This is a genomic window from Geodermatophilus sp. SYSU D00815 (genome assembly GCF_054050035.1).
The window spans coordinates 22,373-32,640 of sequence record NZ_JBJGYO010000034.1; the positions used below are offsets into that span (position 1 = coordinate 22,373).

Sequence of the window (10,268 nt, forward strand, 5' to 3'; positions counted from 1 at the left end):
GCGGTGGCCGGGGCGTCCTACTCCGTGAAACCGGGCAGCCACTGCTCGAGCACGCCGCGGAAGTCGCCGGCCGCGTCGAGCTGGCAGAGCACCCCGATCGACCCCATCGTCACGCGGTGGATGAGCAGGTAGGCCGGCGGCAGGTTCAGCTGCCGGCCCAGCCGGCTGGCCTCGTTGCGGGGGTCGGCGATCCGCGCCGCCTGCTCCTGCATCCAGGCGCGGGTGAAGTGGAAGTGGTGCCCCTCGATCGGCGCGAGCAGCGGCCGCAGGTAGCCGAGCACCGACTGGGCGTCGACCTCCACGTTCGGCCGGACGAAGCCCTCGACCCGCAGGTCGGCGAGCACGTCCTCGGCCCGCCCCTCGAGCGCCCAGCGCAGCATCCGGCCGATGGGCTCGGGGTGGCCGTCGGGCAGCCGCGCCGTGGCGCCGAAGTCGATGACCCCCATGCGGCCGTCGGCGAGCAGCCGGAAGTTGCCCGGGTGCGGGTCGGCGTGCAGCAGCCCGGCCCGCTCGGGACCGGAGAAGTGCAGGACCGCCAGCAGGTGGCCGGCCCGGTCGCGCTCCTCCCGGCTGCCGGAGGCGATCACCCGCGACAGCGGGGTCCCCTCGAGCCACTCGGACACGATCACCTTGGGGGCGCTAGCCACCACCCGGGGGACGGCGATCTGCGGGTCGCCGGCGTAGGCGGCGGCGAACGCGCGCTGCGCGTCGGCCTCCAGCCCGTAGTCGAGCTCCTCCACCGCCCGGGCCTTGAGCTCGGCGATCAGCGGCTTGACGTCCATGCCGGGGAACAGCGCCGCGAACAGCCGGCCGAAGCGGGCCAGCTGGTTGAGGTCGGCGATCAGCGCCGTCGCCGCACCCGGGTACTGGATCTTCACGGCCACGTCGCGGCCGTCGTGCCAGGTCGCCCGGTGCACCTGGCCGATGCTGGCGGCGGCGGCCGGCATGTCGTCGAAGTGCTCGAACCGCTCGCGCCAGCGGCCGCCCAGCTGCTGGGCCAGCACGGCGTGCACGGTCCGTGCCGGCATCGGCGGCGCCTCCGCCTGCAGCTTGACCAGCGCCTCGCGGTACGGCGCCGCGATCTCGTCGGGCACCGCGGCCTCGAACACCGACAGCGTCTGCCCCAGCTTCATCGCCCCGCCCTTGAGCTGGCCCAGCACGGCGAACAGCTGCTCGGCGGTGCGCTGCTGCAGCTCGGCCTGCACCGCCTCGGCCGGCCGGCCGGAGAGCCGCTTGCCGATCCCGAGAGTGGCGCGTCCCGCGGCTCCCAGCGGGAGTGACGCCAGGCGGGCGGTCCGCGAGACAGATCCCCGCGGGATCCCCCGTCCGTCATCGCTCACCGTGCCATTGTCCCTGCCGTGCCCCGCGACCGCCGACGGACGCCCCGTGCGCGTCATCCGAAAGGGGCCGCAGCAGTTCCGCCGGTGCGCCGGCGCGGCAGCCGCACGCGGGGTGGGCCGGCCAGCGCCGCAGCCGGGGGAGGAGATCGGGCGGGGCGAGCTCGACGGTCGCCTCCAGCGCGGCCGGGGCCGCGGAGCCGTCGAGGAAGGCCAGCACCTGCAGCGCGGCGACGACGGCGGTGAGCAGGCAGGTCACGGTGGCCCCGGAGGCGGCGGCCTCGCCGGCGGTGAGCTGGGCGGCCAGCCCCGGCCAGCGCGGGTCGGCGTCCCGGCGGTGCAGGTCGGCGCAGCGCAGGCAGCTGGTCACGCCGGGGACCACGAGCGGCCCGACGACACCGGTCTGGCCGCGGACGGTGGCCACCAGGTGCGGCACCCCGGCCCGGTGCACGCCGGCGACCAGCGGGTCGGAGGCGGCCCAGGGCCGGGTCAGGACGACGACGTCGGCGGCGGCGCCCGGCGGCAGCGGCCGCAGGTCGGTCAGCGGGCTGGCGCGGCGCACCGCGTCGGCGGCCGCCAGCGACCGGGGCCGGCCCTCGTCGGCGGCGGTGAGCCCGCCGACGACCGCGTCCGCGGCCGTGGTCACGCCGTCGTCGCGGATGCTCACCCGGCCCACCCCGCTGGCCGCGAGGACGGCGGCCAGCGGGGTGCCGACGCGGGTGGCGCCCTCCACGACCACCGCCGCGGCCCGGCGCGACCGCCAGCCGAGCGGGGTGCCGGCCAGCGCGGCGGGCAGCTCCGCGGTGGTGCGCGTGCCGGCGGCCGGGCCGGCGTCGGAGGCCAGCAGGTCGGCCGGGTCGACGTCGACCAGCAGGCCCGTGGCGCGCAGCCCCTCGAGCAGCGCCCGCACGGCCGCGGGGTCCACCCCGTCGCGGGTGGCGTCGGCGAGCACGACCCGCTGGGCCCGCCGCCCGTCGAGCGAGCGCAGCAGCTCGCGCACCCAGCCCCCGCCCCTCGTGACGAGCAGGCCGGGGGCCGAGTCCACCCCGCCGACCCGGACCGCGTCGGGCCCGTCGCGCAGCACCGGGACGGAGGAGGGGAGCAGGGGATGCGTCACGCGGTGGAGCGTCGCAGCGGGGCGGGCGACGGCGCTGCCGCCGTCCACAGGGCGCCCCCGCAGACGCCGACGGCGGCGTCGCGCAGTTGCGGGACGCCGCCGTCCGGCCCCGTCCCGGAGCCCACCCTGAGCCTGCGAGGGGTGGGGAGGACGGGGTCCTTCTTCAGGCCTTGCCGAGGATCCGGTTCATCTTGGTGCCGCACACCGGGCAGGTCCCCTGCGCCATCCGGCGACCGGACTCGCTGACCTTGACCTCGCCGTCGAAGTCCCGCTTCTCCTTGCACTTCACGCAGTAACCGTTGTAGCTCTCCGCCACGGTCTCTCCTCGGTGTCGAAGGCGTCCCACTGGCCCGTCGGGGCGCCGCTGTCGGGGGACGCTACCCGGCAGAGCCGACGTGTTCTCGCTGGTGGGGTGGGCCGGGCGCCCGCCGACGTCCCCAGCCTGTGGACAACCGTGTGGACGGTGTGGGGACGCGGCGGCGTGTCCCTGTGCGGAACCTTGGGACGCCGGTGCGGTCGCGCGGCCGGCCGATGCCGGCGAAACGGGCCCTCACCTGGGCGGACAGCCGCTCCAGGGGTTGTGGAACGGCGTCGGTTCCAGCCCATCGGGGGAGTCCTCCCGGGACGGTTGTCCACCGACCGGACGAACCGCGCCCGACCGGGTGGAGTCGTGCGCGCGCCACCGGCCACCTCTGGATACGGTGCAGCCGTGCCCGGCTCGCTCCCCGACGCTCCCGACAGCTCCCGTCCTCCGGCCGCCCGCTCGGGCGGCCGCGCGCTGCCGGCCGCCCGCAGCGGCCGCCGGTCGACGGACGAGCTGCCGGCCGACGTCGAGGTACGGCGCAGCGCCCGCCGCCGGCGCACCGTCACCGCCTACCGGGAGCTGGGCCGCACCGTCGTGCTGATCCCCGCGGCGTTCAGCCCCGCGGAGGAGCGGCGCTGGGTGGCCCAGATGGTGGCCAAGCTGCAGACGCGGGAGGAGCGCCGGCGCCGCTCGCTCGGCGGCGACACCGAGCTCATGGCGCGGGCGCGGGCGCTGTCGGCGGCGCACCTCGACGGCGTCCCGCAGCCGGCCAGCGTCCGCTGGGTCGACAACCAGCACCGCCGGTGGGGGTCGTGCACCCCGGCCGACGGCAGCATCCGCCTCTCCAGCCGGTTGCGCACCATGCCCGAGTACGTCGTCGACTACGTGCTGGTGCACGAGCTCGTGCACCTGCTGGAGCCGGGCCACGACGAGCGCTTCTGGGCACTGGTCGCCCGCTACCCCAAGGCCGAGCGGGCCCGCGGCTTCCTCGAGGGGGTGGAGCTGGCCAACGCCGCCGGCCACCTGGCGGACGGCGCCGACCTCGTCGAGTGAGGCGCGGGCGGCGGGCCCCCGGCCGGCCGTCGCACAGTGAGACGTCGGGACCGCGGGGCCCGTGCACACGCTCCGCTGCGGGTGGCCGCCACCGGTGGGCCCGCGTCCTCGGCCGCCCGAGGGAGGCGGCCATGCCGGACGTCGCGCAGCAGGGGCCGGTGTTCCGGCTGACGTACCGCAGCCGCAGCCGGCGGCGGAGCGCAAGCGGGAGCTCGGCAGCCTGTTCACCCAGGCGCGCCGCAACGACAAGGACCGGCAGACCACCGGGGCGCTGCTCGTCCACGGCGACTGGTTCGGCCAGGTCCTCGAAGGGGAGGAGGACGCCGTCCGCGGCCTCTGCGCCCGTATCGAGCGCGACGTCCGGCACGAGCGGACCACCCTGCTGGAGACCGAGCCGGTCCCGCTGCGGGTCTTCGCCCGCTGGGCCATGGCGCGGGTCTCGGACGAGGCCGACGGGCCCGACATCCCCCTCATCGCGCACACCGACGGCATCTCGCGCGCCGCCGGGCGGCCGACGACGCCCGATCAGGAGCAGGTGCTCGACGTCATGCGCGAGGCGGTGCGGTCGGCGGCGCAGACGGTCTGAGGCGCCGGCCGCGACCGCCGCCGCTCACCGGGCCGCAGGGCCGTCCTCGCCCGGCTGGTCGTCCTCGCCGTCCTGCTCGGCCGGGCGGTCGCCGTCGGCCGGGTCGCCGGCGTCGTCGGCGGTGAGGGCGGCCAGCTCGTCGTCCAGCCCCTGGCGGGCGACGAAGTCGAGGGGCTCGTCGAGGTCGTCCGAGGTCGGCAGCAGGTCGGGGTGCGACCAGAGGCGGTCGCGGGCGTCGATCCCGTGCTGCGCGCCCATCGCGGCCCACACGGTCGCCGCGTCGCGCAGCCGGCGCGGGCGCAGCTCCAGCCCCACGAGGGTGGCGAAGGTCTGCTCGGCCGGGCCGCCGGAGGCGCGGCGTCGGCGCATCGTCTCGGCCAGCGCCTGGTGGCCGGGCAGCCGGTCGCCCGCGGCGGCGGCGACCACCGTGTCGACCCAGCCCTCCACCAGGGCCAGCAGCGTCTCCAGCCGGCGCAGCGCCATCTGCTGCTCGGGGGTCTCCTCCGGCTCCAGCAGGCCGCTGCCCAGCAGCTGCTGGATGGCCTCGGGGTTGCTCGGGTCGATGCCCCCCTCCATGCCGCTCATCGCCTCGGCGATGCCCCGCTCGATCGCCTCGCGGTCGACCTTGATGCCGCGCGCGTACGCGTGGACGGCGTCGGACAGCTGCTGGCGCAGCCAGGGGACGTGGGCGAACAGCCGCTGGGAGGCGGCCTCGCGCAGGGCCAGGAACAGCCGCACCTCGTCGGCGGGCCGGTCGAGGCCGCTGGCGAACTCGGCCACGTTCTGCGGCACGAGGACGCCCGCCCCGGGCGGGGCCAGCGGCAGGCCGACGTCGGTGCTGGTGACGACCTCGTCGGCGAGCCGGCCCAGCGCCTGCCCCACCTGGGCGCCGAACATCATGCCGCCCATCCGGCCCATGATCCCGGCGATCGGGCCGAGCATGCCGGCCGCCTCCTGGGGCAGCGCGCTGGTCATCGCGGCCACCACCCGCTCGGCGAGCGGGTCGATCAGCGCGCTCCAGGCCGGCAGGGTCTGCTCGACCCACTCGACCCGCGACCACGCCAGCGCCCGGTCCACGCCCGACGGGAGGTCGGTCGCCGGGTCGAGCCAGAGGTCGGCCAGCCGCAGCGCCTCGGCGACCGCGGTGCGCTCCGCCTCCGACGTCGGCTGGTGCCCGGCGGCGAGCTGGCTGATGGCCCCCTGGCGGGCCAGGTCCCAGTTGACGGGGCCGCCCGACCAGCTCATCAGCTTCTGCAGCTCGGCGAACAGCGGCATCTTGCCGAGCAGGTCCTCCGGTGAGCCCGCGCCGCCGGCGCCGCCGGCCCCGCCGAACAGGGCGGCGAACCCGAAGGGGTCGGCGCCCGGGGGCGGCTGGTTCCGCTTCGCCGGGTCGTTGCCCTCGGGGTCGCGGTCGGGGAGCCCGAAGCCGAACGGCAGGTCGCTCATGCCACCACGGTAGTCGCGTGATCTTCCGGTGGCGGCGGCCCGCGTCCGCTCTCAGCGTAGGTCCGGCCCCTGCAGGGCCCCGCCACGAGCCCGCGAGCCGCGGGGGCAGGCGGTCCTGTCGCTAGGCTGGCCCGACGTGACTCGTCGCAGCGCCGTCGTGGTGGTCGGTGCCGTCCTGCTGGTGGTCTTCGGGCTGCTGGGCGCGGCGGTGCCGGTGCCGTACGTGGCGGAGGTGCCCGGGCCCACCTACAACACCGTCGGCGAGATCGACGGCACGCCGATCATCACGGTCGAGGGCCGGGAGGCCAACGACGTCGACGGCAACCTGAACCTGACGACGGTGGGGGTCAGCGGCGCGGGCCTGAGCCTGGTCGAGGCGGTGCGCGGCTGGTTCGACGACGAGGTGACCGTCGTCCCGGAGGAGTCGGTGTACCCGCCGGACCAGACGCCGGAGGAGACCCGGCAGCAGAACCGCGAGGCGTTCCTGACCTCCGAGGAGACCGCCGAGACCCTCGCCCTGGACCGCCTCGGCTACCCGGACAAGGTCGTCGTCCAGGGCCTCTCCGACGACTCGCCCTCCGACGGGCGGCTGGAGGAGGGCGACGCGATCGAGTCGGTCGACGGCCGGCCGACCCCGGACACCGAGGCGCTCGACGACGTCCTCGGCTCGATCCCGGGGGGGACGACGGTCCAGGTCGCCTACACCCGGCTCGGCGAGCCCGGGACGACGACGGTGACCACCCGGGCGGCCGAGGACCGGGAGGGCTCGCTGCTGGGCGTGCTCGTCCGCGTGCAGCCCTCCGCGCCCTTCGACGTCGACATCCAGGTCAAGGACGAGCGGGGCCGCGAGGTGGGCGGTCCCTCGGCCGGGCTGATGCTGACCCTCGGCATCCTCGCGCTGGTCGGCGAGGAGGACCTCACCGGTGGGGAGGTCGTGGCCGGCACCGGCACGATCGACCTCGAGGGCGCCGTCGGCCCGATCGGCGGCATCCAGCTGAAGATGGTCTCGGCGCGGGAGATCGGGGCGACGCTCTTCCTGGTGCCCGAGGGCAACTGCGACGAGGCACTCCAGGCCCCGCAGCCCGGGCTGGTCCTGGCGAAGGTGGCCACCCTCGACGACGCCCTCGAGGCGCTCGCGGACCACCGCGAGGGCCGCACGCCGCCGTCGTGCTGAGCCCCTGCCCACCGCGGCGCGCCCGCGTGGGGGAAGCTGTCGGCCAAGCCCCGGCGGTGCGGGAACCACGGACCGCCCGGTGCGTTGTCCTGAGATGACCCAGATCTGAAGCACCGGGGCAGCACAGCCCCACCCGTGGCCCCGGCCACCCCGCAACTGAAGGAGACCGCTCGTGGCCATGCGGCCCCCCGTGTCGGTGCCCACGCTCTCGCGTCGCGCGAAGCTGGTCATCGGGGCCATCGCCGTGCTGCTGGTGCTGTTCACGGCCATCGGGACGTTGACCAACGTCTACGTCGACTACCTGTGGTTCGACGAGACCGGCTACACCGAGGTCTTCTGGACCGAGCTCCAGACGCGCGCCCTGCTGTTCGCCGTCGCCGGCGTGGCGACCGGCGGACTCGTCGCCCTCGCCATCTACCTCGCCTACCGGTTCCGGCCCACCTTCCGGCCGATGTCGCTCGAGCAGCAGAACCTCGAGCGGTACCGGCAGTCGCTGGAGCCGCGCCGCACGCTGGTGCTGTCGGCGATCGCCGTGGTGCTCGGCCTGTTCGCCGGCTTCACCGCGCAGGGCAGCTGGGAGACCTGGCTGACCTTCCGCAACTCCACCGACTTCGGGCAGGTCGACCCCCAGTTCGGCATCGACCTGTCGTTCTTCGTCTTCGACTACCCGTTCTGGCGGCTGGTGCTGGGCTTCGGCTTCGCCATCGTGCTGCTGGCGCTGGTCGGCTCGCTGCTGACCCACTACGTCTTCGGCGGCCTGCGGCTGCAGACCCCGGGCCAGAAGCTCACCGGCGCCGCCCGGGTGCAGCTGTCGGTGCTGCTGGGCCTGTTCGTCGCGCTCAAGGCCGTGGCGTACTGGCTGGACCGCTACGGGCTGGTCTACTCCGACCGCGGCGAGGTCTTCACCGGCGCCAGCTACACCGACGTCAACGCGCTGCTGGTGCCCAAGACGATCCTCGTGTTCGTCGCCATCGTCTGCGCGATCGCGTTCTTCGCCAACATCGTCGTCCGCAACTTCCTGCTGCCGGCCGCGGCCCTGGTCCTGCTGCTCATCTCCAGCCTGGTGATCGGCGTGGCCTACCCCGCGATCGTGCAGCAGTTCGTCGTCCGGCCGACCCCGGACCAGCGCGAGGCGCCGTACATCGAGCGGGCCATCGCCTCGACGCTGCAGGCCTACGACCTCTCGGAGGTCGACTACGTCGACTACGCGCAGGACGCCACGGGCGAGTCCGTCGACACCGACGCCGCCCTGGCCGAGCTGCGCAACGACACCGAGACCATCCCGAACGCGCGGCTGCTCGACCCGAACGTCCTGTCCGACACGTTCACCGCGCGCCAGCAGATCCGCAACGTCTACGGGTTCCCGGAGAAGCTGGACATCGACCGGTACACGGTCGACGGGGAGGCCCGCGACTACGTGGTCGCCGTCCGCGAGCTCGACAGCACCAACCTCTCCGAGAACCAGAGCAGCTGGATCAACCGGCACACCGTCTACACCCACGGCAACGGGTTCGTGGCCGCGCCGGCCAACGAGGTGATCGCCGGCCAGGAGGGCGGGGAGCCGAACTTCACCACCGGGGACCTGCCGACCAGGGGTGACATCGAGGTCGAGCAGGCGCGGATCTACTACGGCGAGCTGATCAACGACTACTCGGTCGTCGGCGCGCCGGAGGGCACCGACCCGCGCGAGTTCGACCGGCCCGAGGGCGGCTCGGACGAGGGGCAGATCAACAACACCTACGACGGCGAGGGCGGCGTCGCGATCGGCAGCTTCTTCCGGCAGCTGACCTTCGCGATCTACTACCGGGAGCGGAACTTCCTGCTCTCCGGCGCGGTCAACGACGAGTCGAAGGTGCTCTACGTGCGCGACCCGCGGCAGCGGGTCGAGAAGGCGGCGCCGTACCTCGAGGTCGACGGCGACCCGTACCCGGCGGTGATCGACGGCCGGGTGGTCTGGATCCTCGACGGCTACACGACGTCGGACTCCTACCCGTACGCCGAGCTGATGGAGCTGGGCACCGCCGCCCAGGACTCGCTCACCGGCGCCGGCACCGCCGCGCTGCCCGACGAGCAGTTCAACTACATCCGCAACTCCGTGAAGGCGACCGTCGACGCCTACGACGGCACGGTCACCCTCTACGCGTGGGACGAGGACGACCCCGTCCTGCGCACCTTCCAGAAGGCCTTCCCGGGCACGATCAAGCCGCGCTCCGACATGAGCGAGGAGCTGGTCAGCCACGTGCGGTACCCGCAGGACCTGTTCAAGCTGCAGCGGGACATCCTGACCCGGTACCACGTGACCGACCCGCAGGACTTCTACAACCAGAGCGACCGGTGGCAGGTGCCGGACGACCCGACCCAGGACACCCAGGACGCGCAGCCGCCGTACTACATCCTGGCCCAGCGGCCCGGTGACCCGAACGCGAGCTTCCAGCTGACCAGCGCGCTCAACGCCTTCCGCCGGGACAACCTCTCGGCGTTCATCTCGGTGTCGAGCGACCCGGAGAGCTACGGCGAGATCCAGGTCCTGCAGCTGCCGGGGAACACACCGTTCCGCGGACCCCGCCAGGTGCAGCAGTCGTTCATCACGAACAACCAGGTCAGACCCGACCTGACGCTGTTCAACAGCCAGGAGTCGCGGGCGGTGTTCGGCAACCTGCTGACCCTGCCCATCGGCGAGAACGGCCTGCTCTACGTCGAGCCGCTGTACGTGCAGGGCCGCGGGGAGAACTCCTTCCCGCTGCTGCAGAAGGTGCTGGTCAACTACGGCGACCGCGTCGGGTACGCCAACACGCTCGCGGAGGCGCTCGACCAGGTGTTCGGGGCCGGCGCGGGGGAGGTGGCCGCGGACAGCGGCGACCCGCCGGGCGACGACGGGACCGAGGGGACCGAGGAGCCCACTCCGACGACGTCCCCGCCCGCGCCGACCACCACGCCGCCGGACGACGGCGGGGACGGCACGACCGGCGCCAACCCCGCCCTCGACCAGGCGGTCGCGGACATGGACGCGGCGCTGCAGGCCTACCAGGAGGCGCTGCGCAGCGGTGACTTCGCGGCCACCGGCGAGGCGCTGGAGCGGCTGGAGGCGGCCGTGTCGGCCTACCAGGCGGCACAGGCCGCGGCCGCGTCACCGACGGAGTGACCCCCGGTGGGGGGGGGGGGGGGGCCCCCCCCCCCGCCCGGCCGGCGCGGACGACGTGCGGGCGATGGCCCGGCGCTACCTGCCGCCCGAGGCGGTCGAGGGCTACGTC

At 74.7% G+C, this 10,268-nt stretch carries 8 protein-coding genes; 4 read left to right on the forward strand and 4 right to left on the reverse strand.

Annotation, left to right across the window (positions count from 1 at the left end):
• Window positions 1-17: 17 nt before the first annotated feature.
• The 3 genes from ACI78S_RS22940 to ACI78S_RS22950 all read right to left on the reverse strand — a co-directional run bounded on the left by ACI78S_RS22940 (window position 18) and on the right by ACI78S_RS22950 (window position 2,770).
• Window positions 18-1,340, reverse strand: coding sequence for an ABC1 kinase family protein (locus ACI78S_RS22940; RefSeq protein WP_456977289.1), 1,323 nt, complete (start codon window positions 1,338-1,340; stop codon window positions 18-20).
• Window positions 1,330-2,454, reverse strand: coding sequence for a ThiF family adenylyltransferase (locus tag ACI78S_RS22945; protein ID WP_456977290.1), 1,125 nt, complete (start codon window positions 2,452-2,454; stop codon window positions 1,330-1,332). Before ACI78S_RS22945 ends, ACI78S_RS22940 begins: the two co-directional genes overlap by 11 nt.
• A gap of 163 nt (window positions 2,455-2,617) precedes the next feature.
• A complete protein-coding gene (locus tag ACI78S_RS22950) occupies window positions 2,618-2,770 on the reverse strand; it encodes a DUF5679 domain-containing protein (protein WP_012950213.1) in 153 nt (50 codons plus the stop codon).
• A gap of 393 nt (window positions 2,771-3,163) precedes the next feature.
• On the opposite strand from ACI78S_RS22950, the gene ACI78S_RS22955 reads away from it, so the two are divergent.
• Complete coding sequence (locus ACI78S_RS22955) at window positions 3,164-3,811, forward strand: M48 metallopeptidase family protein (protein ID WP_456977291.1); 648 nt, start codon at window positions 3,164-3,166, stop codon at window positions 3,809-3,811.
• Window positions 3,812-3,905: 94 nt separating this feature from the next.
• The gene (locus ACI78S_RS22960) at window positions 3,906-4,397 is read left to right on the forward strand and encodes a BLUF domain-containing protein (RefSeq protein ID WP_456977292.1); all 492 of its coding nucleotides are present in this window, start codon (window positions 3,906-3,908) and stop codon (window positions 4,395-4,397) included.
• Between the two features lie 24 nt (window positions 4,398-4,421).
• Here ACI78S_RS22960 and ACI78S_RS22965 read toward each other — a convergent pair whose 3' ends face one another.
• Window positions 4,422-5,843 (reverse strand): zinc-dependent metalloprotease, encoded by a 1,422-nt coding sequence (locus ACI78S_RS22965; RefSeq protein WP_456977293.1) that lies wholly within the window; start codon window positions 5,841-5,843, stop codon window positions 4,422-4,424.
• A 136-nt stretch (window positions 5,844-5,979) separates the two neighbouring features.
• On the opposite strand from ACI78S_RS22965, the gene ACI78S_RS22970 reads away from it, so the two are divergent.
• Window positions 5,980-7,017, forward strand: coding sequence for a YlbL family protein (locus tag ACI78S_RS22970; protein WP_456977294.1), 1,038 nt, complete (start codon window positions 5,980-5,982; stop codon window positions 7,015-7,017).
• A gap of 178 nt (window positions 7,018-7,195) precedes the next feature.
• A complete protein-coding gene (locus ACI78S_RS22975) occupies window positions 7,196-10,159 on the forward strand; it encodes a UPF0182 family membrane protein (protein ID WP_456977296.1) in 2,964 nt (987 codons plus the stop codon).
• The last annotated feature ends 109 nt before the right edge of the window (window positions 10,160-10,268 follow it).

What these genes read in the sequence shown, in the direction of transcription:
- ACI78S_RS22965 (WP_456977293.1), bottom strand. Translation starts at nt 5,843, where the DNA reads ATGAGCGACCTGCCGTTCGGCTTCGGGCTCCCCGACCGCGACCCCGAG.
- ACI78S_RS22975 (WP_456977296.1), top strand. Translation starts at nt 7,196, where the DNA reads ATGCGGCCCCCCGTGTCGGTGCCCACGCTCTCGCGTCGCGCGAAGCTG.